We start from the raw sequence: 22,484 nt of genomic DNA, 5'->3' as shown, positions 1-22,484 counted from the left end.
AGGGGATCGGATCTGAATCCACAGGCAAGATGCCCGATGCTCCGTTTTGAATATTGCCTCGTTTGAGCTGAAACGGTCCACTACGATAAAGCTAAGATCGAGTAAGAAACCCATAGCGTTATAGGGTATAATATAAACATCGGGAGGAACAAAAAGTTAAGGCAATGGATATCTATGGCGGTCAGGACCCAAGGGACATTCCCAGCTACTCGGCTGGAGATGCAGCCCGCTATCTGAAGATTCCGGCTTCAACAATTCGAGCTTGGACAGTTGGCAGAAAATATCCGGTCAACGACGGACATAAACAATTCCGCCCCTTGATTGAAACGTCAGTCAAGAACCCCTTACGCCTGAGCTTTATCAACTTAATTGAAATTCATGTTTTGCGGGCGATTCGGCAAGATCACAATCTGGATTTAGCCAAAGTCAGAACAGCATTAGATTACATCGACGAACAATTTAAAACGCCCCATCCTCTCGCCCATCAAGAATTTTATACCGACGGCGTAGACCTCTTTATCGAACAGTATGGCTTGCAAATTAACGCCTCTGCCCAAGGACAAATTAATCTAAAAAATTTATTAACTGCTCACCTCGATCGCATCGAACCCGACGATCGCGGTTTGGCGGTCAAACTCTATCCCTTCACCCGCAATCAAGAAGAAAATAACCCCCGCCTCGTGGCGATCGATCCTCGCGTCGCCTTCGGTCGGATGGCAATAGAAGGCAGGGGTATACCGACGGATATTATCACCGAACGATTTCACGCCGGCGACTCCCCCGAACAAATCGCCGATGATTATGAATGCGAAGTCGAAAAAATTCAGGAAGCCATCCGCTGTGAAACTCGCCCCATCGCAGCATGATCAACGAAGGTCAAAAAACGGTATTTTTTATCGATCGCTGTTTGGGAAAACATCCCATCCTGGAAATCCTGAGAGCGACGCAAAAGTAAGAGCTTGGAAAAATTCGACAGAATTGCTCGACGAAATCACCCCTCAAAACCCATAATATTTGGATGAGACGATCGCATCGGAACCGTTCGAGATGGGATGAGCCGATCGCCCCATTTCCCGAACCGTCCCCAACTCGCGGGAAGCGATCGCGGGTTCGGGGAGTCTTGCGGGTTCTGCTAAAATCTGCTACAGAGTTAGCGATCGCCAACCGAATTGCATTTCCATGACCACCCTGATCCACCCGACCGCAGTAATTAGTCCCGGTGCCCAGTTGCACCCGACGGTACGGGTGGGAGCCTATGCCGTAATCGGAGAAAACGTCAAAATCGGCCCCGGAACGACGATCGCGCCCCACGCGGTGATCGACGGATGGACGGAAATCGGGGCGAGAAACCAGATTTTCCCCGGCGCCGCCATCGGCTTGGAAACCCAAGATCTCAAATACGAGGGCGCCGAAAGCTTCGTCAAAATCGGCGACGATAACCGCATCCGCGAATACGTCACCATCAACCGCGCCACCTACGCCGGGGAAGCCACCGAAATCGGCAATGGCAATTTGATCATGGCCTACGTCCACGTCGGCCACAATTGCATCATCGAAGATGGGGTAGTAATTGCCAACGGGGTGGCCCTGGCCGGGCACGTCCACATCGAGTCCCGGGCGCGACTGAGCGGGGTTTTGGGCGTGCACCAGTTCGTCCGCATCGGCCAGTTGTCGATGGTCGGGGGGATGAGTCGGGTCGATCGCGACGTGCCCCCGTTCATGCTGGTGGAGGGGAACCCGTCCCGGGTGCGATCGCTCAATGCCGTGGGCCTCAAGCGCGCGGGTCTGACGTCGGAAGACTTGGGATGGCTCAAAAAGGCGTTTCGGATTCTCTACCGTTCCGGATATCGCACGGACGAGGCGATCGCGCAGTTGGAACAACTCCCGGAAAATCCCCATTTGGAGCACCTGAAACGGTTCGTCCGCCTCTCCCAAACTCCGGAACGGCGGGGGTTGATTCCCGGAAAGCGATCGACATCGGAGACGGAATGAAGATTTTGATCAGTACGGGGGAAGTCTCGGGGGACCTGCAAGGGGCCCTGCTGGTGGAGGCGCTGCGGCGGCGGGGGATGGAAATGGATATCCCCCTGGAAATTACAGCCTTGGGGGGTCCGAAAATGGCGGCGGCGGGGGCGATGCTGTTGGCGGATACGACGGCGATCGGTTCCGTGGGCCTGTGGGAGTCCCTGCCCTATTTTATCCCCACCCTACAGATGCAGTGGCGGGTGCGGCGTCACCTGCGGGAGAATCCCCCGGATTTGGTGATTTTGATCGATTACATGGGGCCGAATATCGGCATCGGCAACACCGTCAACGGCCGTTTTCCCGAGATTCCGGTCATTTACTATATCGCCCCCCAGGAGTGGGTTTGGTCCCTGGGTTCGGGAAATACCGATCAGATCGTCAAATTCAGCGATCGCATCCTGGCAATTTTTCCCCAGGAAGCCCGCTATTTTCGCGAGAAGGGGGCGGACGTGACCTGGGTGGGTCATCCCCTCATCGACCGCCTCAAGGCCTATCCAGAGCGCTCTGAAGCCCGTCTGCGGTTGGGAATTGCCCCCGACGAGATCGCGATCGCCCTGCTACCGGCGTCCCGATGGCAGGAAATTCGCTATCTGATGCCGGTCATGTTCCGGGCGGCGCAGACTTTGCAGGAAAAATACCCCGAAATTCGGTTTTGGATTCCCCTGTCTTTGGAACGGTATCGGGGGGATATCGAAGGGGCGATCGCGGATTATAATTTGCGGGCAAAAGTCATTTCGGAAACGGCGGATGTCCTGGCGGCGGCGGATTTGGCGATCGCCAAGTCGGGCACGGTCAATTTAGAATTGGCATTGTTGGACGTGCCCCAGGTGGTGGTTTATCGAGTGAGTCCCGTTACCGCCTGGATCGCCCGCCACATTTTGAAATTTTCGATCCCGTTCATGTCTCCCCCCAATTTGGTGGAAATGAAGGCGATCGTGCCGGAATTGCTGCAAGATCAGGTCACGCCGGAAGCGATCGTAAATGAGGCGATCGCCCTTTTTCCGAATAGCGATCGCCGAGAAAAAATGTTGCTTGACTATCGGGAAATGCGGGAAGCATTGGGGGGCGGAGGAGCCTGCGATCGGGCCGCCGCCACGATTTTGGAGTGTTGAGAAACCCGGTTTATACCAAAATTTTTGATGGGAACCCGAGATGCTATTAGAAACCCGGTTTCTTGGGATTTCGGAGCGATCGCCCAAAAATGACCAAAGCGATCGATAATAAAGACAACTCCTCACACGATCGCCGTTCAGTGTATTTGGAGAAATGATATGAACCGTTTTGTCAATTTTGTTGCCTTTTGTAGTGTCTTCTTGATTGGGTCTGCGGCCCAGGCGAAACCCGCAGAAATGATTCTGGCCCAAGACCCGCCCTCGGCTTCGACGTACAACCCGGGACCCTGGCAACCCGTCGCCCGAGTCAATCCCCAGGAGCCCGTGGGCCTGACACTTGTGAACGAGTCCGGCGTCGTTTTGGAGTACGGTTTGACCACCGGCGGAACGGCAAATTTGGCGACGGGGGATAGCATCAGTTATACCAACCTTCCCCTCGATTCTTTTTTGTTGATCAATCCCACAAATGTCGGTCTCAGCCTCGATTACGATGTCGATGTGGTTGATAATGTGGTGACGGTTACGGTGCGGCCTAGCGGCGCTCAGGCCGGTCTTCGCACGGTCAACGTTCAATCCACCGGGGGGATTTTTATTTACTAAATAGACCCCATTTTCTCAAATCTAAATTGTCGAAAAAATCGCCCAGCTTTTTGATGAAAACTGGGCTTTTTTGGATTCAACCCATCTGCTGCGATACGGTTCGATCCCCCTCAATCCCCCTTGACAAGGGGGACTTGAAATGTAAACCAGTATAAAAAATGGCTGGAACCACAGAGACACAGAGAACACAGAGAGAGAATTTTTGCGGTTTTCTCCCCCCTTATTAAGGGGGGCTGGGGGGGATCGAATGGCTCCCCCCTTATTACGGCGCGGCCGTTTCATTCTCGGTTATCAATTGTCGAGGATGATGAGGAAAACCGTTAATGGGAGCCAGGAGAAAGGGTTTTTTTAGTTAAAAATACCTTTTCATTCCGAAAAATCTCCCTCTGCTCCCTCTGCTCCCTCTGCTCCCTCTGCTCCCTCTGCAATTTTTCGGGGAGAATGAAACAGCCCTGCTTATTAAGGGGGGCTGGGGGGGATCGAATGGCTCCCCCCTTATTAAGGGGGGCTGGGGGGGATCTAATTAAATCGTAAATATCCCTTTTGGATTCACGGAAAAGAGCGATCGCCTCTGGAGTCCTTCCCGGTTTAATATCTCGTTGGCGGCTAGTAAACCGCTGCTGACGGCTCGTTCCATCAAGCCGCAGGGGAAGGGCATTTTCACCCAGTCTCCGGCGAAGAATAAGTTAGAGACTCCGGAATCCGTTTCCGGGCGATCGCCATAACTGCCGGGGGGATAGCCGGAGAAGTTCTTTTGGTTTACCAATTCTCGATGTAACAGCGTCGCTTTTTTCAGTTCCGGCACGATTTCATACAATTCCGATTCAAAGGTGTTTAACAGTGCCTCTTGGGTGGGAAAATCGGCTTCTTTGTAACAGTAGGCGTGGAGTTCGACGACGCTGCCGCCCGTTTTTTCGTGCCATTCGATATAGGGATCTTGGATGCGGTGGTAGAGGGTGATGCTGTCGGTTAATTGGTAGCCGGAAAGGGAGGTGAAATGGCTGTGTTCCCAGGGGAAATCTCGGTCGAACCAAAAACGACAAACGGCGAAGGGATCGGCGATCGCCAATTTTTCGATCCGTTCTCGCAAGGCCCCATTAACCGCCCCCGTTGACCGGGAAAAGAGCGATCGCACGCCGGGAACATCTGCGGCGAAAACATAATAATCCGCCTGCAAAGCGATCGGCGATTGTGTAGCCGATGTAACGGACAGGGTGGGAAAGTCCGGTTTAGAGTAAGTGAAACTTACCTCCTGTTTTAGCTCCCTTTCAGCCCTCCGATTTTCGGAGGGTTTGCTTATTTTGGAGGTTAACTGCACCCGATTTTCTCCCGATTGGAGGACGTGAAATCGGGGTAGGTCTTTGCGTGCCGGACCGGAAATGACCCGGCCTTGGCGGTCATAAACTGCCCCGTGACAGGGACAGCGAAAGCCGCCGTCGGGTTGGCGGTTGACGGTGCAGCCTTGGTGGGTGCAGGTGAGGGAAGTGGCCTCGGTTTTTTGGGTATTGAGGATGTAAACGTCGTCCGCCGCCCCGAAATATTCGCCCTCCGCTTTTAACGCCAGGTTGCGATCGACCCAGAAGGGAACCGAGCCACGGGGGTTGCCCGTGGTGTAAAGTAAAGAATCGATGCGTCCGTCCCGCCATTGAACCTCGGAGACTGTGACGCCGGTGCGGATTTCGCCCCCGTTGGCGGTAATGGCGTCGGCGATGGGTTTGACCAGGCCGGTTCCCATATCTTGGCGGGTTCCGTTGAAGGCGAGCCCCTCCGGATTTCCGAAGAAGTAAAAGTGGAAAAATTGCATCAATTCTCCCGCGCTGAGGCGATCGGGGGCGTTTAAACTGGATTTGGCGAAGGGGAGAAAATAGAGGTCGTACAGGCCCCGGGGAAATTCTCCGGCCACCCACTCACTGACTGAGAGGCCGTCGAGGCGTTCAAAACTGTCGGGGATGGCGAAACCGCCGATCTCCCGAAATACCCGCCAGTGCTGGGGTTTGGCGAGGTTGATGCCCCAGCGAAATCGGTTGGGAGAGGCGATCGCCAGATCCACCACGTTCCAGGGGAAAGCGGAGTGGTTGGGTCGAAACACTTCTGGATCGTAGGTGGCATCTCGGAGGACGACGGAGTAAAATTTAAGGGATAGAAAATGATCGCCGATGTTCAATTCTTGAACGATGCGGTTGAGGTTATAATATTGGGGAAAAAAACCGTGGAACCCGTGTTCCATCATGAACGTCTCGTTCCCCACCCGCACCGGCCAACTGGCGATTTTGCCGCCGAGTTGGGGCGATCGCTCCAACAGGGTGACGGCGAACCCCCGCCGGCTCAGTTCGTAGGCGCAGGCTAACCCCGCCAAACCCGCCCCGACGACGACGACGCGCTTGCGGCCGTTGGAGTGGTAGGGGAGGTCGAGGGGATCTCGTTGGGCGATCGTGGGCTGCGGTTTTTTGAATCGGGAATAGCCCAACAGTCCACCCACTGCACCGACTCCTAAAATTTTGAGGACTTGTCTTCGAGAAAGGGATGGGAATTGTAGTGATTCGGGAAATTGACGCATTAACAGTAACGGGTGTGGATGATCCGAGGTTCCCATCAACTCCAAAAGGCTCAAAAAATTACATATCCTTCCGGAACGGAACCTATCATTTATGGATGGTAACATTGAGTTGAAATTTAAGTAAGTCCAACTCCGACTTTTTAATATTCCCAAGCTGCCGGCTGGCAATTGGGCGACTTTGATTCAGAATTGGGTGTCTCTACAACAGCCGAAAGGCCCGTGCATTTTGATGGTATTATTGAGAGTCACCTTTATGATCGCCAACAATTACAAAACAGTTTGGGTCACGCAACTTTCCCGACGACAGGAGATGATTTGGAATCTGATCTTGGCATCCCAAAGCCTGTCCGTGTTCATTCATCCCCCGGACATCGATTTGAAATCCGCCGTTCGGGAAGGGGCTCGGCAAGGTCAACTTCCGGATCTGTGTTTAATCGATATCATGCACTTTATTCGCCAAAAACAGAGTCCCTACGAATTTTGTCGGTGGTGTCATTTGAACTATCCGGAAATCCAAATTATTTTGACCCACGGAACCGCCGATAAAGTCTCGCAAGCCGAACGGTTGTGGGCGACAAAACAGGGGGCTCAAGATCTGTTAGCGGGATTTCAATTGGTTCACTTGCGGGCGGAAATTACCTTCGGCTTGCAGCGAGTTTTGGAAGTGTTAGACCTGCTTCCAATCGACCAGAGACAGCTTAATTCAGTATTTGGAAAAATTCAAAAAAATTTATCTTATAAGTTCGATGATTTGCCGGAACTTGCCGTTTATTAATGGGGGTTTAAGCGGTAGAAAATCCGCCCCCGTCCCCATCCCCCCCAGCCTCCCTTTGTAAGCAGGGCTATTTCATTCTCCCAGAAAAATGGCGACCGGGAGCTCCAGGAAGCAGAGGAAGCGACCGGGAGAAGAGGGAGATTTTCCGGTTAAAAATACCTTTGTATTAGGAATTCGGGTGCCGGTTCAAAATCCGTTGCACCAATTCGGGATGGCGCGATCGCAGATCTTTCGTTCCCCGCAGCGGTGGGAAAGAATCGCCGCGATCTGCCCCTCCACCACTTCCGCCAAATATTCGTATCGAGTTTGGGTGGCGGTGTCCTCGTCCCGCCTCACCATCGAACCGCTGCGGTCAATTAAGATCAAAACGTCGCGATCGCAAATCGAAGCATAATCCCAATCCATCGCTTTTTCTATATGATCGTGTTCGGACAGTTTTAAATCCGATTCTGTTTGACCCCAATTAATGGTAACCCACTCCGGTTTGTACTGATAAAATAACGCGATCAAATCCGAACGCTTCGACCGGCGTTCGTCGGGAAACTGATTTTTCAATCCGAAGGACAAGCCAATATTTTCGATATGTTTTCTCACCGTCGCAGTCGTGATGTGGAGGCGTTCGGCGATGTCGCGATCGCCCAAACCCGATAACATCAGTTTTAACACCTGTCGGCGTCGGGGAGTCAACCCGTCAAATGCGTCGGCAAACTGGCTGCGGTTCATCCCCCCACTCCTCCCCCTGAAGCACACCTTCGATCATACACAGTTGTGGATTTCCCCTCAAGTTGTGAATCTTTCTTCACAATAGCCCCTTGTGTAAGGGCGATCGGGCATAATGAAAGTAATGCAGACCTACGAGGGGTGAATCGCCGGGAAAACGGTCGAGAACCTCCCGCGATCGCACCCAATTTAAAACCCATGAAAACCATTCTTAAATGGCTGGTTGTCGGTTTTTGCGAACTGATTTTATGTTTTTGGATTCTCGGAACCTCCGCCAATTTGGTCAGCGCCCCGAGTACCCTCAAAGTTTGGTTTGGCGTTTTCGGTTACTTAAGCGGACTGGTGATCATTCCCGGTTCCTCTATTTACTACGTCACCCGAAAAATTCATCGCGCCAAAGTGCAACAGCGGCAGCTAAAAGCCACCTTTCCAGAAGATGAAACATCCCTATTTCAACTCTTAGATTCTCAGCGGTGATCATCATGATTAAAACCTCTCTACTTCGTCGTTTTTTCCGTTTCGCAGGACTCGCCACCCTCATCAGTTTGGGGGTTTCCTCCTGCGGTTTGGTTCCCGGAACCAGCGTCAAACGCATCCCCCCCGGCTATGTGGGGTTGCGGGTGGAAATGTACGGAAGCAATCGCGGCGTGCAAAATGCCACCGTCAGCACCGGCCGGGTTTGGTACAATAGCTACACCGAAGAAATCGTCGTTTTCCCCGATCACGTCCAATACTACATCCTCACCGCCGCCAAAGATGAAGGGTCCCCCATCGACGAAAGTATCACCTTCGGCGTCGGCGGAACCAGCGTCAACGCGGACGTTTCCCTCTCCTACTTTTTTAACACCGAAAAAATCAAAGATTTCTACGGAAAATATCTCAAAGATCCCCAGGAATTCAAAGCCACATTAGTCCGCAGCGAAACCCGCAACTGTTTCAACCAGAAAGCGGCGGGACTCAAACCGGAAGATATCGTCGGCAACAAACAGGGAGAATTGTTGACTTCCGTGCAAGACTGTTTGAACGACAAATTTGAAAGCGTCGGCGTGGAATTCGACTCCGTGGGATTCGTCAGCAAACCCCGTTTTGACGCCGCGATCGAAGCCCAAATGACCGCCCGTTTCCAAGCCGAACAGCAGGCGATCGCAGCCAAAGCCCAACTGCAAGTCGCCCAAGCCGAAGCCGAACGCAAACTCGCCGAAGCCCGGGCGGACGCGGAAGCGGCAAAAATCGGCGCCTCCACCGTCACCCCGATGACCATTCGCCTGCGGGAGCTCGAATTGCAGCAGCAAATGATCGAAAAATGGAACGGCGTCCTCCCCATGTACCAGGGCGGACCGGCGCCATTCCCCACCTTCGATCCGAAGGCGGCGGCGCCTCAGAATTAGTCTCGCCCTCGACTGTTCCCCCCAGAATTGGGGGGTTAGGGGGGCTTGATTTCCGGGTCAATCAAGATGTCCTCGGCTGCCACTGGTGGGGAATCGGCGCCTGCGGCTGTCCCAACCCGTCCGTGAGGGCGTAACTCGCCGCCAGCAGCCGCAGCCACAAGCCCGGATAGCGGGGTTCTAACCAGGGTTGAAAACGGCGGGCGAGGGGGGGAATCCAACCCAATAGCCAACTGACAAACGCCAGCCCGGTGAAGGTGAAATAACTGCCCATCCAGCGGAGGATTTCGCCGGGACTGATAAAGTCCAAAATCCATAATAACAGCCTGGGATTGGTTCGCGCGGCTTTTAGGGCGAGGCGGTTGAAGGTCCACCAATCCACCCGATCTTTGATGAAGGTATCCGCCACTTCCGGGGGTTCGGTGGCGAGGATGCCGAAAAAGGTGTTCAGGATGGAATTGATGCGTTGGGGGGGCAGGTGGCGTCCGGTGGGAACCATCATGCCCTTTGAGAATAGCCAGGTGACGGCGACGTTGCTTTGGTAGGCGCGAATTTGGTTCAGGTAATTTGCCTTCAATAAATCGTGCTTGAGGGCGGTATTTAACAAGTCCGTCAGGCGGGAAAGATTGCGGACGAGCGATCCGAATCCGGTGAATACCAGTGGGGACTGCAAAGAGGCCGCATCCCCGATCATGACCAGGCGATCGTAGGCAACCTTGCGATCGCGATTCCCCAAACTAAAATGTCCGGGAATGTAGCCGAACGTCGCTTTTTTCCACACCAATTTGTCCATATCGCAGCGGCGATATTCGGGCAAAATGGTGAAGAAATCCTCGTACATTTCCAGCAGCGAACCGGGATTTTTCGGGTCGATTTTGTGATAGTGGAACAGATAAAACGTCAGTTCATCTCCGGCGGCGGGAAACAGTTCCCAAATCAACTGACGCCCCCGGGAAATATCCCCGTGGCTGTTGAGAACGTCCCCGTAGGTGGAATCCCAAACCCCCGGTTCAAAACCGCCCTCGATCACCGCCCCCACGGTGGGACAGACGCTATCGAACGCCCGCCCGCCGTTGAGTTGCCAAGCGATCGGAGAAGCCGTCCCCATCGCGTCCACCAACAACCGTCCGGTGGCGATCCGTTCCGATCGTCCGGGCAGGTGGGTGGCTTTTACCGTGACGCGATCGCCCCCGATATCCGCCCGGACAAACTCCGTTTCGTCCCAAATGTCCCCCCCCGCCTGCCGCAATTTTTCCCCGCACAGAAACAGCAATTTCTCCGCATCCAGCGCCACATTCAACACCGTCGGCGTGTGCAGGATTTCCGCCTTGGCAACGGGGGGATTGTTGGCATCGAAAAACTTGTGGAATCCGTCCTTATATTCCCGGGCGATAAACGTTTCAATTTCCGCCCCGGTAAATAATCCCAAATCGATCAAACTTTGCAATTCGCTGCGGGAAATATTCCATTCCCGGTTCATACGGCCGAAGGGGAGGCGCTCCATCAGCAACACCCGGTAGCCCAACCGGGCCATGACAGCAGCGTGGATGACCCCCAACGCCCCGCCCACATAAATTAAATCGTAATTGGGGCGATCGCTCCCCGTTTTAGCCTCGGCATCGTTGAAAATCACCGGCTTCGGCGTCTGCGGATTTCTCACCCCCTCCCGCCAGCGTTTTTCCCACCAGTAAACCCGCGTCAGGTCGTATTCCCCGTTGGGGATTTTTTGGAAATATTTGACCGTCTGCGGATAGTCCGCGGCGAGGGCTTCAAAAATGGATTGCCGCGACAAATCGATCGCCGGCGGTTCCGGATACTGGTGGGGAAACTCTGCCCTCAACTCGGTTTCGAGTCGCTTTAGAACCCGATTTTCCTCCGCACTCGGGGGAGTCCCCACCCGGAACGCTTTCAGATAAGTCGTCCGCTGCAAGGGCCAGACGAAAACGGAGAGTTCGCCCGTCCCCGGGGGAAATTGCAGGCGAAACCCGTCCGGCGTGGCGATTTTCGTCCCCTCTCCGGGTTCAAACGCCTGCTGCAACCAGGTACAAACGCGCCGTGTATGGGGGGTTGGAATTTCCAGATAGAGAAGCTCTTTCATGTCACTCGTTGTCAGTCGTACCTCAGTTGCGACCCACCTTCCTATGAATTGCACACTTTACTAAGCATAAGGGAAAGCGGACGGGTTCGACCAGAATGATTGTGCGATCGCCGTAGCACGGGCCTCCTGCCTGTAATCCCGCTACCATAATTGAAAATATCCAAACGGCAGGGTATATGACAGAGAATCTCAACATCGGCGAACTCCTCCGCCGGCAGCGACAATTTTTTGCCACGGGCCAGACGCGGGAGGTGGACTTCCGGCTGGCCCAACTGCGACGGCTGAAACAGGCGATCGCGGATTTTGAAGAACCCATCACAGAGGCGGTTCGGGCCGACTTGCGGCGTCCCGAGTTGGAGGGCACATTTGAACTCTCCTGTTTGGCAGAAATCAATTATGCCCTCAAACACCTCAAACGCTGGGTGAAACCGAAGCGGGTTTCCGGTTCTCTCGCCCAATTTCCGGCTTCTAGCAAGGTGTATCCCGAACCCCTGGGGGTGGCATTGATTATCGGGCCGTGGAATTATCCGTTTCAACTGGTTATCTCGCCGTTGGTGGGGGCGATCGCGGCGGGAAATTGTGCGATTTTAAAACCCTCCGAACTCGCACCCCACACCTCGAAAGTGGTGGCGGATCTGATTGGCAAAACCTTCGATCGCCACTACATCGCCGTCGTCGAGGGGGGTGTGGAAGTCAGCCAAAAACTCTTGGCGGAACGGTTCGATCGCATCTTCTTTACCGGGGGAAAGCGGATCGGCAAAATCGTCATGGAAGCCGCCGCCAAACACCTCACCCCCGTGACGTTGGAATTGGGGGGGAAAAGTCCCTGTATCGTCGATGCGGATATCCAGTTGGAATATACCGCGAAGCGGATTATTTGGGGCAAGTGTATCAACGCCGGACAGACCTGCATCGCCCCGGATTATCTGTTGGTCGATCGCGCCATCAAACCCGATCTGATCGATGCGATGAAAGCGACCATTGAATCGTTTTTCGGTTCCCAACCGCAAACCAGCCCGGACTATGCCAGAATTATCAATAACCACCATTTTGCGAGATTGGCGGAATTGTTGAAAGACGGAAATATTGTCGTCGGCGGCGAGACGGATGAGAGCGATCGCTACATCGCCCCGACTCTCATTGACGGGATATCTTGGGAATCTCCGGTCATGGAAGATGAAATTTTCGGGCCGATTCTTCCGGTTTTGGAATATGATGATTTGGGAGATGCGATCGCCCAAATTAACGCCCGACCCAAACCCCTCGCCCTCTACTTTTTTTCCCGCGACAAAAACAAGCAAAAACGCATCTTAGCCGAAACCTCTTCCGGGGGCCTCGGTTTGAACGAAACCGTCCTGCACGTCGGCAGTCCCACCCTGCCCTTCGGCGGTGTCGGGGAAAGCGGCATGGGCAGCTATCACGGCAAAGCCAGTTTCGACACCTTCTCCCATTACAAGAGTGTCTTGAAGCAAACTTTCCTCTTTGATATTCCCCTGCGATACGCCCCCTACAAGGGTAAAGTTGATTTGATGAAGTCCGCGATCAAAAAGTGAGGTTTGCCGGGGCAAATGTCCGGGATTTGGGGTTGACAAATTCCCGGACTTGACTTATCCTTTAATCATGGGGATCTGTGCCGACATATATATAGATGTCTCGGGGATGATCGGCTCTGAGAAAACCACTCCACACGCAGAGGGCGCAGAGGAAATTTTTCCCAAACCCAAACCCGCGATCGCCGTTTTTGGGGATCGACAATTGAGAGGTTTCCACGGCCGGACGGCAGAAACCCGCCTCAACTTCCCGTTTTCACCCGCACGGGGGGAAGATTGCCGTTCAGACTCGGATAGGGAACCGGGTCGGGTTTGAGAACCTCCAAATTCAGCCGATAGCCGACGTTGCGGACCGTCTGGACGAGGCTGGGTTGGCGGGGGTCGGTTTCCACCTTTTTTCGCAAAGATAAAACGTGGGTGTCGATGGTGCGGGGATTGTCGATAGAGTCCGGCCAGGCGCGGCGCAACAGTTCCGAACGGGTCAACGGTTCCCCCCCCGCCTGAGCCAAAACGTACAATAAACTATACTCTTGGGGGGTCAGTTCGATCAACAATCCTTGCAGGCGGACGCGGCGCTGCACCAGATCGATTTTGAGGGCCCCGTAATCCAAATGGGTCGGGGGGGCCAAGGTGCGGTGGCGGCGCATCAGCGATTCGGTGCGGGCCAAAAACTCCTGCATTCCGAACGGTTTGGTCAGATAATCGTCAGCCCCGGCCCTCAAGCCGCGGACGATATCCGCCTCGCCTTTGCGGGCCGAAAGCATCAATACCAAAGCCTGCCGTTGCCGTTGCAGCCACTGACAAAACTCCAAACTGTTTCCGTCCGGCAATTCCGCATCGAGGACGACCAAATTGGGCTGATTGTTGAAAAACACCTCCCGAGCATGATGAAGGTCTGCGGATTGAAATACCGAATAACCGACGTGCTGAAGATGCCAACCCAAAAGCGATCGCAGGTGTGGATTTCCTTCAATGATTGAAATACAAGCAGATCCCACTGGTGCCAGCTTCCCTTATCAATAATTAAACTCAAGGTTAACAGGGCCGGAGTCATGATTTTGTAACTCCTGTTACCCCGTGTCAACCTGATGATCTGGCCCCTTCCCGAACCGTTTCGGGAGTCGCGGTAAAATAGAAACTGAAGGGCACCGGGTTGAGTTTCCCCTCGGGTCGAATCGGGCGATCGCCGTCCGAACTCCGACCCCGGACGAGATCCGGCAACATTTTTGGGGTGCCAGTTGCCGACCGCAAACGAGTCGGAGATCCCTTGAACGGTCTGCGATCGCAGCGGGGAAACCTATTCTTAGGAGCGAGGGTCTGTTAAATCAGAAGAAATTCGCTAAAATGCCAAAAATCCATCTCATCGAGGTGTAGAAAACGAAAGAAAACATTAAGCGAAAATCGCTCTTCCTCCCTTCGGCTCCCCCGATTGGCTCATAACCTAGAGATGACTTGAGGTTCCCACCATGTTACAGAACGCACTCACCATCCGGCACTATCAAAAACTCACGGATTCTCTCGTCGAACTGTGGAATCGCGGCTACCGCCACGACGAGCTGAGAATGTTTGTCGATGGCTACATCGCCGCCCTCAGACACGCCAGCGTCCTCGAACCCTTCCAGGTTCACCGCCTGGAGGAGGAGACGTTCCGGTACATTCACGACCCGTCCAACTTCGAGATGCCCCTCCCACAGCCGGAAGTGGACTACTATTAGACGATAACAAACCCAGCCGCTTTCGGGCTGGGTTTGTTTGTCACCGTTCCGAAACTTTGGCGACGGTTTAGGACGCGAGGGCGACTTCGAGCATTTGCTGCAGTTCACCCTTCTGGTACAACTCGATCATCACGTCCGACCCCCCGACAAATTCCCCGTTGATGTAAACCTGGGGGATGGTCGGCCAGCTAGAATAATCCTTGATGCCCTGACGAATTTCGGGCTCTTCCAAAACATCGCAGGTTTCAAACGGGACTCCCATGCTGTTGAGAATTTGAACCACGTTGTTGGAAAACCCGCACATGGGCATCAGCTTCGTCCCCTTCATGAAAACGAAGATTTTGTTATCGTTGATGAGCTTTTCAATTTTGGCTTGCGTTTCAGAAGTCATAATGGCGTGTTCGGTTGAGTTGACGAAATACTGAGCAGCGATTTGACGCAATCAAATTGGGCGAGTGAGGCGTTACCCCGTCCCCGAACCGTTGACTCATCCCCCCGAGGGGAGCGAGATCAAGCGGCTTGATTCACTTTTTCCCACCCTTGGGGGGTGTAGGTTTTGAGGGCCAGGGCGTGGATCGCCTCGGTCGCCATCGCTTCCTTAACCGCTTTATAAACCATTTGATGCTGTTTGACCAGGGTTTGCCCCTCGAAGGCGGACGAAACAACGATCGCCTGCAAGTGGTCGCCACCGCCGAGATCTTCGACCTTGACGAAAGCGTCGGGCAACTCGGATTGAATCATCGCCTCGACTTGATCGAGAGTGACCATAGATTTCCTTCAATAAACTGCGTCTCCCCATTTTGACATACTCCTTGAAGATGGGGAGTAGGGAGTAGGGAATAGGGAATAGGGAATAAGGAATAGGGAATAGGGAATAGAAAGCGGAGGATGCTTCTGGAACCCCTGTGCCTCCGGTCGCCTCCGATCGCCCCCCTGCCCCCCATCTGAGAGCTTTTCGGGTTTTGAATATTATTGCGGGTTGGAAGAGGTGGATTGTTCCGGGGCGGCGCCGCCCGGTAAGGGGGTGCTGACGAAGCCCAATTCGAGCAATTGTTGGTAGGCTTTTTTGCCGAGGTCGCGGGTGGGGGCTTGGGAGCGGATGATTTGGACCAGTAGCGGAACCGCCAATTCCGGTTGGTTTTGGGCGCGGTGAACCAGGGCCAGTTGGTAGGTGGCGTTGTCCCGCAGTTGGGCGGTGTCCCGGGCGCGATTGCGGTGTTCGTCGGCGATGCGGTTGTCGATGCCCGAGAAACTGGTGGCCAACTGTTGGTAAAAATTGGAGAGTTGGTTGAAAATTTGGCGGGCCTCTTGCAGTTTCTCCGCCGCTTCGTCATAATTTTCGTCGGCGATCGCTTCGCTGGCCTCCGCTAACAGCCGCTCCCCCCCCTGGACGCTCAAAAAACTACTTTCGAGACTCAGCGGGCGCGTATCTTGGGGGTTGGACGGCTCTCGGTTCGGCGTCACTTCGACCGGCATTTCCAACTCCGACTCTTCGCCCATTCCGTCGGGATTCGAGGAATCTTGGGCGACAGCCCAGCCGGCACCCAGGAGGGTGAAAACCGCCAGGACGGATGCCGACAAACTGGCAATAACTTCGGGAGAGCGGACAGTTCCAGGGGACAGCATAATGATGTAGAAGTTGCGCGATCGCGACACGAAAGGTCATTGAACTTCACGGATCTTATCATTCCTTGGCCAAAATTGGAGACTTCGCCCGATCGCTTGCGAATGCCCGATCACCTGCCTCCCCTACCTCCTGTGCCCCCCTGCTCCCCTGCCCCCCTACCCCCCTGCCTCCTCTGCCCCCACACCCCACACCCCACACCCGGCACGCGGCGGTATAGTTTTGAGGGGATCGGCGATCGTCTCCACCGCATCAATCCCCAAAACCATCCCGATCGCATCCGTTCAGGTGGTGAATGAGAGAATTTAGACCAGCGAGGATTACGACAAGATGACATCACCAGTCAACCCGTCCGGCATCTTGGCACAAGAGTACCAGGGCATCGGCGTTCCAGAAGACAGCATCGACAGCATTTTACAGCGGGGCGGAGAAGAACTCCCCATTCAAAAAATCCCCGATCGCTTCACGGTGCGACTCTCACCCACGGCCGGCCCGGGCCAGCAACCGGGGCTCAAACCGGACGGCCAATTCGATCCCGTCGTCGCCGTCGGCGACGACTTGGGGAACCTGCCCATCCACATCAAAAACACCGCCTACGTTCCGCCGGGACTCAGCGAGGTTCAGGTAGAATCCACCCAACTCGACGAGGCGATGGAACTGGCCCGCCAATCCGATCGCATCGCCTTCGCCAGCCACGTCTACCGGGTCGAAAACGACCCCGGGATGGTCTTATATCTGACCAACCAAATCACCATCCAGTTCGATGAGAGCGTCGGGGAACAGACGCGAAACGCGATCGCCGCCACCCAGGGCCTCCACCTGCTCAAACCCGTCGAGGGCATCCCCAACACCTTCGTCTACGAATTGGGCTCGCGCAGTCTCGAAAACCCGATCAAAATCTCCAACCGCCTGACCTGGAATCCGGAAGTTCTCACCGCCGAACCCAACATCATCGTCAGAAGCCAATCCTACTACCGGCCCCGGGACCCCCTCTACAACCGCCAGTGGTACCTCCACAACGGCGGGGGCAACGGCGTGGCCACCAACTCCCACATCTCCGTGGAAGGCGCCTGGGACATCACCCGCGGCAACCGCTCCGTCGTCGTCGCCATCACCGACGACTCGGTAGACATCAACCACACCGACTTCCGGGGGTTGGGCAAAATCGTCGCCCCCCTCGACCTCAAAGGCCAGGATCGCCTCCCCCTGCCCGACTCCCCCTCCGACAACCACGGCACCGCCTGCGCCGGTGTGGCGGTCGCCGAAGAAAACGGCAAGGGCATCGTCGGAGTCGCCCCGGGCTGCGCCCTGATGCCGATCCGCACCACCGGCTACCTCGACGACGAGTCGGTTGAAAAGATGTTCGACTGGGCCATCGATCGCGGCGCCTCGGTGATCTCCTGCAGTTGGGGGGCCAGCGCCGTCTACTTCCCCCTCTCCCTGCGCCAGCGGGCCGTCATCACCAAAGCCGCCACCCGGGGCCGCAACGGCCGTGGCTGCGTCATCGTCTTCGCCGCCGGCAACGCCAACCGCCCCATCAACGGCACCCTCAACGAGAGCGGCTGGCCCAACAACGTCATCAAAGGCCGGACGAGATGGCTGGCCGGATTCGCCGTCCACCCCGACGTCATCGCCGTCTCCGCCTGCACCAGCCTCAACAAAAAAGCCGCCTACAGCAATTGGGGCACCGGAATTTCCGTCTGCGCCCCCAGCAACAACGCCCCCCCCGGAATGTGGCTCCAGGAAACGGGCTACATCGGCACGCCCCCGGCGATTCGCAGCACCCTGGAGGGGTTGGGCGTCTTCACCACCGATCGCATGGGTGCGGCGGGCTACGACCACGAGGACTTCACCCCCTATTTCGGCGGCACCTCCAGCGCCACCCCCGTCGTCGCCGGGGTCGCCGCCTTGGTCTTGTCCGTCAACCCCCAGTTGAGTGCCCAGGAGGTGCGCCGCATCATCGAACAAACCGCCGATAAGATGGTCGATCCCGACCCCGACCCCCAATTGGGCATCAGCATGGGCAGTTACGATCGCAACGGCTACTGCCAGTGGTTCGGCTACGGCCGCGTCAACGCCGAAAAAGCCGTGAAAATGGCGAAAAGCAAACAGGCGACCCGCCAGCAGGTTTCCCGCCGGGTGGAGCGATCGAACGCTCAAACCCTGGCCATCCCCGACGACGATGGCGAGGGGGCCAGCAGCCGCATCTCCATTTCCGACACCAGCCCGATTTTAGACATCCAGGTGAGCGTCGAAGTCGAACACGAATTTTTGGGGGATGTGGAAATTCACCTGGTCGAACCCGGCGGCAAGGCGGTACTGCTGCAAAACCGCACCCTCGGCCGCAGCACGTCCCTGAAAACCACTTACACCCTCCAGAGCACCCCCTACCTGCGGGAATTGCTCAACCTCTCCCCCCAAGGAACCTGGCGGCTGACGGCGATCGACCGGGCCCCCGAACACACCGGAAAGCTGAAGGGGTGGAAATTGGATCTGGGTCTTTAGGGAGCGGAGGGGCAGGGAAAAGAATTGATAATTGATAATTGATAATTGATAATTATCAATTTTCTTCTTCCCGATAAGCGCGGATCATCGCCTGGGTGCCCTGCATCGCTCCGTCGCCACCGTCCAGGTCGCGGACGACTTTGAAGAGGCGATCGGCCAGTTCCACTCCCGGCAAATATCGGGATAGGGCCTCCTGTACCAACCGCAAATCTTTGACCATGTGGCGGATCATGAAACCGGGGGCGAAATCCCCGTCCGCCACCTTTTCTCCCAAATTCGACAGGGCCCAGGAACCCGCCGCGCCGGTGCCGCACACTTCCACCACCAACTGCGGGTCGATACCCTGGCGTTCGGCCAGCAGCATCGCCTCGCACACCCCCACCAAGGTGAGGGAACAGAGGATTTGATTGCACAATTTCACCCCCTGACCGCTGCCGCTCGGCCCGCAGTGGCGGATATTTTTGCCCATCGCCTCGAACAGGGGTTTGCAGGTTTCAAAGGCGTCCGCTTCTCCCCCCACCATGATCGTCAGCGTGCCGTTTTTCGCGCCGACATCTCCGCCGGAAATGGGGGCGTCCAAAAACTGAATTTTCCGGGATTTCAGGGCTTCCGCGATGGGGGCGACGGCGGCCGGTCCGATGGTGCTCAAGTCTACGACGATCGCCCCCGGTTTGGCAAATTCGGCGATACCGCCCGGCCCGAGGATGACTTCTTCCACGTCGGGGACGTCTCCCACGCAGGTGCAGATCACTTCCGCCTCGGCGACGGCATCCCGGATGCTGTTCGCGATTTCGGCGCCCCCCTCCCGGGCGATCGCGACCCCGGGGCGATCGGGGGTGCGGTTCCACGCCCTGACATCGTAACCCCCCCGGGCTAGATTGGCCGCCATGTGGCCCCCCATCACGCCGAGTCCCAAAAATGCGGTTTTCATCATTTCGATGCTGCGCTGAACGACGCGATCGATTTTAGTGCAGATTCCAACATTTGGATAATCGCCCCGACATTCGCCAATTTCGGACGGGATATGTAGGGCAATGATAGAATTAAAGAATATGAGAAATCCACCGAAGTGCCGAGGAGATCTGATAATGACCGATGAAAATAACGAGAATTCCAAAAATCCCCAATCCGACCCGGACACCCCGCAAACTGAATCCGAAACTGAATCCGAAAAGGCGATCGCGAAAGCTTTCATGGTGAGTATGTCTTGGGCGATGGCGGGTTTGTCCGACAAATCCAAATCCGAAGCGGGCGATCGCGAATCCAAAGATTAATTTTAAAATTGCGTGCATCTACCGTCATTTTTAAACCCCAACCAACCGCCCCCCTTACACGGTCTAATTTCGAGATCGCGATGCCACATCCCCGACGCGGACGGGCGATCGCTACAGCTTCCGAATCCGGCGACTGACTTGGCTTTTAAAGCGGCCCAACGGCCAAGAAATCAACAGGAGAACCGGGACGATTTCCAAGCGCCCCATCCACATCAACAACATCAAAATAACTTTACCCAGCCAGGGCAAAGTCGGGCCGGTAATTCCCGTCGATAAACCGACACTTCCCAGGGCCGAAGCCGACTCGAAAATCACGTCCGCCAACGTATACTCCGGGCCGACAATATTGATCAGTATGAAAATACTGATCGCGATCGCGCTCAACCACAGGGCCCCCAGCACCGCCGCCGACTCGATGCGGCGGTTCGCTTGCGTCTCCGAAATCACCTTGCCATCCAACTTGTAATACATCATTTGGTGGGGGGCGAGGGTGACGCGCTGGACGCGCCACAAAATCGCTTTGAACAGCGACACCACCCGCGTCAATTTCAATCCGCCGACGGTGGAACCCGAAGCGCCGCCAAAAATCATCCCGACGGTCAAAATTAATTTTTCTACGGTCAGCCATTCCTTCAAGTTTACCGTAGAAAAACCGCAAGTTCCCAGAGCCGAAGCCCACTGAAATACACTGTCGAGCCAGTGAAATTGACCGTGGAACCAGTAAGTTTCAAAAAATAGCAGCAACGAACCGACGACGAGAAGTATCCACAGCGCCCGATGTTGGCTGTCCTGCCACAGCGCTTTCAACCGCCCCTTATAAATGAGTTGGTAGTGAACCGGGAAGCTGATGGCACCGGCGATCATAACGAGAATGACCGCCGCCTGAATTCGCGTGTCGTAGGCGGCGATACTGTCGTCCGGAATCGAGAAACCGCCCGTCGAAATTCCCGTCATCCCGTGGTTGATGGCGTGCCACCAGGACATCCCCGCCACCCGCAACAACAGGATCGCGATCGCGGTATAAATCAGGTAAATTTTCCATATTTTCTGCACGGTTTCGGTGATCGTCAGACCGATTTTTGTGTTCCGAGTTTCGGCGCTGTACAATTGATAGGCGTCCGTACTCGGCTCCAAAATGGAAATCATCAAGACGATGACGCCAACCCCGCCAATCCACTCCATCAGGGAACGCCACCACAGCAAAATATTCGGCAACTCGCTCGAATGCAGGGCGACGGAGAGCCCCGTACTCGTAAACCCCGAGAACGCTTCAAAGAGGGCATTCCAGGGATTTTGAAAGTAAAAAATAGTCAGGGGCGTGAGGGGAGTTTGTGACAGGTGAGATGCGATTAAGATAAAGGGTATAGATCCCAGACAGGGAATCAGAAACCAACCCAAACCGACGGTGAGCAGGGCGTGGGGTAAACGGGATTCTTCGGCTTTTTTGAAAAGGCGATACAGCCCTTGTCCGATGGCGAAGGAGATCGCCGCCGTCCCCAGAAATGAGAGCAGGGCATAATATTCGCCAAATATCACGCAAACGGGCAGGGAAATGACGGCCATCGCGCCGGGGATGTGCAGCAATAAACCGAGGTCGCGGAGAGTCGTTTTAATATATGGATTCACTGTTTCCTAGAAAATTCTAAAGGCTTTCAGTCAGTTGAAATCAAGTTTTTCGATGGGGTGTCTGACTGTCAATTTCTCTTGCGGTTGAGGAGTTGATAGAGTTGTCGGGCGATAATCACTTCCGGATCTCCGAGGATGGCGACATCGAGGCGTTTGAATAAGCTCTGGTGCAATTTTTCATTGACGACGCTGACGAGGGTTTCGATGCCGAGTTCTTTACCCATGAACATGGCCATCAAGTTGATCGAATCGTCGCTCGTGGTGGCGACCAGTGCATCGGCGCGGCTGGCTTCGGCTTCTTCGAGAATGGCACCTTCGGCAATATCCGCCTGGAAGACGCGGATCTGGTGCTTTTTCAAGACCGCCCTCGCCCGGTCTTCGTGGGAATCGATGAGCGCCACTTCATGCCCTTCTTCAACTGCCAAATCGATCAAACTTGAACCTTCCGGCCCCGCATCTACGATAATGATGTACATCTTTTAATGAATAATCTGGAAAAATCGACTCGCTGGGGAAGGCGCGATTGCCCCGCCTCCCACTCAAATTCGGCCGTCAAATCTATCTTCGGGTCGATGGCAAATCGATGAAAATTTGCACCCCAAATCAGATCGGACGAAACCTGAAAATTACGTTTATTTTAGTCGAATTTCCGCGATCGCGCCTCTAACTTTGGTCGAATGTTGGTTGCCAGTCGCCCCCAAACCCCCAATCCTGGGGGCTTTGATTGGATTTTCCCGATTTATATCGAATCCAGTTAAATACCTAGAAGTCGAAGTCCCCTTGAGACTTTCCCTGTATCAATCAAAGCGAAACATCCTTTGGCTCCCCCCTTGTTAAGCAGGGCCGTTTCATTCTCGGTTAAAAATTGTCGAGGGCGACAATGAAAACCGTTGATGGGAGACAGGAGCAAGGATTTTT

The 22,484-nt window shown here is 55.0% G+C and carries 22 protein-coding genes; 11 read left to right on the top strand and 11 right to left on the bottom strand.

Annotated features, from left to right (window positions below; genetic code table 11):
* Positions 1 to 164: 164 nt before the first annotated feature.
* From AC0QHF_RS06750 to AC0QHF_RS06735, 4 genes are all read left to right on the top strand, one after another.
* A complete protein-coding gene (locus AC0QHF_RS06750) occupies positions 165 to 866 on the top strand; it encodes a DUF433 domain-containing protein (RefSeq protein ID WP_324703429.1) in 702 nt (233 codons plus the stop codon).
* Between the two features lie 313 nt (positions 867 to 1,179).
* Positions 1,180 to 1,992: an acyl-ACP--UDP-N-acetylglucosamine O-acyltransferase gene (lpxA, locus tag AC0QHF_RS06745; protein ID WP_324703428.1), complete on the top strand. Its 813-nt coding sequence runs from the start codon at positions 1,180 to 1,182 to the stop codon at positions 1,990 to 1,992.
* Positions 1,989 to 3,137, top strand: a complete 1,149-nt coding sequence (gene lpxB / locus AC0QHF_RS06740; RefSeq protein ID WP_324703427.1) for a lipid-A-disaccharide synthase — start codon at positions 1,989 to 1,991, stop codon at positions 3,135 to 3,137. Before lpxA ends, lpxB begins: the two co-directional genes overlap by 4 nt.
* Before the next feature lie 159 nt (positions 3,138 to 3,296).
* Positions 3,297 to 3,737: a hypothetical protein gene (locus tag AC0QHF_RS06735; protein ID WP_324703426.1), complete on the top strand. Its 441-nt coding sequence runs from the start codon at positions 3,297 to 3,299 to the stop codon at positions 3,735 to 3,737.
* Positions 3,738 to 4,260: 523 nt separating this feature from the next.
* Here AC0QHF_RS06735 and AC0QHF_RS06730 read toward each other — a convergent pair.
* Complete coding sequence (locus AC0QHF_RS06730; protein WP_324703425.1) at positions 4,261 to 6,294, bottom strand: FAD-dependent oxidoreductase; 2,034 nt, start codon at positions 6,292 to 6,294, stop codon at positions 4,261 to 4,263.
* A gap of 229 nt (positions 6,295 to 6,523) precedes the next feature.
* Between AC0QHF_RS06730 and AC0QHF_RS06725 the strand changes: the two genes are divergently transcribed.
* On the top strand, positions 6,524 to 7,069 hold the full coding sequence (locus AC0QHF_RS06725) for a response regulator (protein WP_324703424.1): 546 nt from the start codon (positions 6,524 to 6,526) through the stop codon (positions 7,067 to 7,069).
* Between the two features lie 186 nt (positions 7,070 to 7,255).
* Here the strand turns inward: AC0QHF_RS06725 and AC0QHF_RS06720 are convergent, their stop codons facing one another.
* Positions 7,256 to 7,792 (bottom strand): response regulator transcription factor, encoded by a 537-nt coding sequence (locus AC0QHF_RS06720; RefSeq protein ID WP_324703423.1) that lies wholly within the window; start codon positions 7,790 to 7,792, stop codon positions 7,256 to 7,258.
* Positions 7,793 to 7,987: 195 nt separating this feature from the next.
* Here AC0QHF_RS06720 and AC0QHF_RS06715 point away from each other — a divergent pair, with 195 nt between their 5' ends.
* On the top strand, positions 7,988 to 8,266 hold the full coding sequence (locus tag AC0QHF_RS06715; protein ID WP_324703422.1) for a hypothetical protein: 279 nt from the start codon (positions 7,988 to 7,990) through the stop codon (positions 8,264 to 8,266).
* A gap of 5 nt (positions 8,267 to 8,271) precedes the next feature.
* The gene (locus AC0QHF_RS06710; RefSeq protein WP_324703421.1) at positions 8,272 to 9,177 is read left to right on the top strand and encodes an SPFH domain-containing protein; all 906 of its coding nucleotides are present in this window, start codon (positions 8,272 to 8,274) and stop codon (positions 9,175 to 9,177) included.
* A 61-nt stretch (positions 9,178 to 9,238) separates the two neighbouring features.
* On the opposite strand, the gene AC0QHF_RS06705 is transcribed toward AC0QHF_RS06710, so the two are convergent.
* A complete protein-coding gene (locus AC0QHF_RS06705) occupies positions 9,239 to 11,272 on the bottom strand; it encodes an NAD(P)/FAD-dependent oxidoreductase (protein ID WP_324703420.1) in 2,034 nt (677 codons plus the stop codon).
* Between the two features lie 176 nt (positions 11,273 to 11,448).
* Here AC0QHF_RS06705 and AC0QHF_RS06700 point away from each other — a divergent pair, with 176 nt between their 5' ends.
* Complete coding sequence (locus tag AC0QHF_RS06700) at positions 11,449 to 12,825, top strand: aldehyde dehydrogenase (protein ID WP_324703419.1); 1,377 nt, start codon at positions 11,449 to 11,451, stop codon at positions 12,823 to 12,825.
* 239 nt (positions 12,826 to 13,064) lie between these two features.
* On the opposite strand, the gene AC0QHF_RS06695 is transcribed toward AC0QHF_RS06700, so the two are convergent.
* Together AC0QHF_RS06695 and AC0QHF_RS06690 are read right to left on the bottom strand one after the other, a co-directional pair.
* Positions 13,065 to 13,820, bottom strand: coding sequence for a response regulator transcription factor (locus tag AC0QHF_RS06695; protein ID WP_324703418.1), 756 nt, complete (start codon positions 13,818 to 13,820; stop codon positions 13,065 to 13,067).
* 82 nt (positions 13,821 to 13,902) lie between these two features.
* Positions 13,903 to 14,046 carry a hypothetical protein gene (locus tag AC0QHF_RS06690; RefSeq protein ID WP_324703417.1) on the bottom strand — a complete coding sequence of 48 codons (144 nt, stop codon included), beginning with the start codon at positions 14,044 to 14,046 and terminating at the stop codon, positions 13,903 to 13,905.
* A gap of 242 nt (positions 14,047 to 14,288) precedes the next feature.
* Here AC0QHF_RS06690 and AC0QHF_RS06685 point away from each other — a divergent pair, with 242 nt between their 5' ends.
* Entirely contained in the window at positions 14,289 to 14,537 is a 249-nt protein-coding gene (locus AC0QHF_RS06685; RefSeq protein WP_324703416.1) for a DUF6761 family protein, read from the top strand.
* Between the two features lie 67 nt (positions 14,538 to 14,604).
* Here AC0QHF_RS06685 and grxD read toward each other — a convergent pair whose 3' ends face one another.
* The 3 genes from grxD to AC0QHF_RS06670 form a co-directional block, all read right to left on the bottom strand.
* The gene (gene grxD, locus AC0QHF_RS06680; RefSeq protein ID WP_324703415.1) at positions 14,605 to 14,928 is read right to left on the bottom strand and encodes a Grx4 family monothiol glutaredoxin; all 324 of its coding nucleotides are present in this window, start codon (positions 14,926 to 14,928) and stop codon (positions 14,605 to 14,607) included.
* A gap of 119 nt (positions 14,929 to 15,047) precedes the next feature.
* On the bottom strand, positions 15,048 to 15,305 hold the full coding sequence (locus AC0QHF_RS06675) for a BolA family protein (RefSeq protein WP_324703414.1): 258 nt from the start codon (positions 15,303 to 15,305) through the stop codon (positions 15,048 to 15,050).
* Positions 15,306 to 15,506: 201 nt separating this feature from the next.
* On the bottom strand, positions 15,507 to 16,163 hold the full coding sequence (locus AC0QHF_RS06670; RefSeq protein WP_375341404.1) for a hypothetical protein: 657 nt from the start codon (positions 16,161 to 16,163) through the stop codon (positions 15,507 to 15,509).
* Between the two features lie 328 nt (positions 16,164 to 16,491).
* On the opposite strand from AC0QHF_RS06670, the gene AC0QHF_RS06665 reads away from it, so the two are divergent.
* On the top strand, positions 16,492 to 18,666 hold the full coding sequence (locus AC0QHF_RS06665) for a S8 family serine peptidase (protein WP_324703413.1): 2,175 nt from the start codon (positions 16,492 to 16,494) through the stop codon (positions 18,664 to 18,666).
* A gap of 55 nt (positions 18,667 to 18,721) precedes the next feature.
* Here AC0QHF_RS06665 and AC0QHF_RS06660 read toward each other — a convergent pair whose 3' ends face one another.
* On the bottom strand, positions 18,722 to 19,600 hold the full coding sequence (locus tag AC0QHF_RS06660) for an NAD(P)-dependent oxidoreductase (RefSeq protein WP_324703412.1): 879 nt from the start codon (positions 19,598 to 19,600) through the stop codon (positions 18,722 to 18,724).
* Positions 19,601 to 19,754: 154 nt separating this feature from the next.
* Here AC0QHF_RS06660 and AC0QHF_RS06655 point away from each other — a divergent pair, with 154 nt between their 5' ends.
* Positions 19,755 to 19,940, top strand: a complete 186-nt coding sequence (locus tag AC0QHF_RS06655) for a hypothetical protein (RefSeq protein ID WP_324703411.1) — start codon at positions 19,755 to 19,757, stop codon at positions 19,938 to 19,940.
* Positions 19,941 to 20,051: 111 nt separating this feature from the next.
* On the opposite strand, the gene AC0QHF_RS06650 is transcribed toward AC0QHF_RS06655, so the two are convergent.
* Positions 20,052 to 21,566: a TrkH family potassium uptake protein gene (locus AC0QHF_RS06650; protein ID WP_324703410.1), complete on the bottom strand. Its 1,515-nt coding sequence runs from the start codon at positions 21,564 to 21,566 to the stop codon at positions 20,052 to 20,054.
* A gap of 68 nt (positions 21,567 to 21,634) precedes the next feature.
* Complete coding sequence (locus AC0QHF_RS06645; protein WP_324703409.1) at positions 21,635 to 22,042, bottom strand: potassium channel family protein; 408 nt, start codon at positions 22,040 to 22,042, stop codon at positions 21,635 to 21,637.
* Positions 22,043 to 22,484: the final 442 nt, after the last annotated feature.

Source organism: Lyngbya sp. CCY1209, from assembly GCF_055795065.1.
Note: the sequence above shows the minus strand (reverse complement) of the source record. Positions and strands in the feature narration are given on the sequence as shown.

Coding starts and splice junctions, on each gene's coding strand:
- AC0QHF_RS06750 (WP_324703429.1), top strand. CDS start 165: ATGGATATCTATGGCGGTCAGGACCCAAGGGACATTCCCAGCTACTCG.
- lpxA (WP_324703428.1), top strand. CDS start 1,180: ATGACCACCCTGATCCACCCGACCGCAGTAATTAGTCCCGGTGCCCAG.
- lpxB (WP_324703427.1), top strand. CDS start 1,989: ATGAAGATTTTGATCAGTACGGGGGAAGTCTCGGGGGACCTGCAAGGG.
- AC0QHF_RS06735 (WP_324703426.1), top strand. CDS start 3,297: ATGAACCGTTTTGTCAATTTTGTTGCCTTTTGTAGTGTCTTCTTGATT.
- AC0QHF_RS06730 (WP_324703425.1), bottom strand. CDS start 6,294: ATGCGTCAATTTCCCGAATCACTACAATTCCCATCCCTTTCTCGAAGA.
- AC0QHF_RS06725 (WP_324703424.1), top strand. CDS start 6,524: ATGGTATTATTGAGAGTCACCTTTATGATCGCCAACAATTACAAAACA.
- AC0QHF_RS06720 (WP_324703423.1), bottom strand. CDS start 7,792: ATGAACCGCAGCCAGTTTGCCGACGCATTTGACGGGTTGACTCCCCGA.
- AC0QHF_RS06715 (WP_324703422.1), top strand. CDS start 7,988: ATGAAAACCATTCTTAAATGGCTGGTTGTCGGTTTTTGCGAACTGATT.
- AC0QHF_RS06710 (WP_324703421.1), top strand. CDS start 8,272: ATGATTAAAACCTCTCTACTTCGTCGTTTTTTCCGTTTCGCAGGACTC.
- AC0QHF_RS06705 (WP_324703420.1), bottom strand. CDS start 11,272: ATGAAAGAGCTTCTCTATCTGGAAATTCCAACCCCCCATACACGGCGC.
- AC0QHF_RS06700 (WP_324703419.1), top strand. CDS start 11,449: ATGACAGAGAATCTCAACATCGGCGAACTCCTCCGCCGGCAGCGACAA.
- AC0QHF_RS06690 (WP_324703417.1), bottom strand. CDS start 14,046: ATGTTGCCGGATCTCGTCCGGGGTCGGAGTTCGGACGGCGATCGCCCG.
- AC0QHF_RS06685 (WP_324703416.1), top strand. CDS start 14,289: ATGTTACAGAACGCACTCACCATCCGGCACTATCAAAAACTCACGGAT.
- grxD (WP_324703415.1), bottom strand. CDS start 14,928: ATGACTTCTGAAACGCAAGCCAAAATTGAAAAGCTCATCAACGATAAC.
- AC0QHF_RS06675 (WP_324703414.1), bottom strand. CDS start 15,305: ATGGTCACTCTCGATCAAGTCGAGGCGATGATTCAATCCGAGTTGCCC.
- AC0QHF_RS06670 (WP_375341404.1), bottom strand. CDS start 16,163: ATGCTGTCCCCTGGAACTGTCCGCTCTCCCGAAGTTATTGCCAGTTTG.
- AC0QHF_RS06665 (WP_324703413.1), top strand. CDS start 16,492: ATGACATCACCAGTCAACCCGTCCGGCATCTTGGCACAAGAGTACCAG.
- AC0QHF_RS06660 (WP_324703412.1), bottom strand. CDS start 19,600: ATGATGAAAACCGCATTTTTGGGACTCGGCGTGATGGGGGGCCACATG.
- AC0QHF_RS06655 (WP_324703411.1), top strand. CDS start 19,755: ATGACCGATGAAAATAACGAGAATTCCAAAAATCCCCAATCCGACCCG.
- AC0QHF_RS06645 (WP_324703409.1), bottom strand. CDS start 22,042: ATGTACATCATTATCGTAGATGCGGGGCCGGAAGGTTCAAGTTTGATC.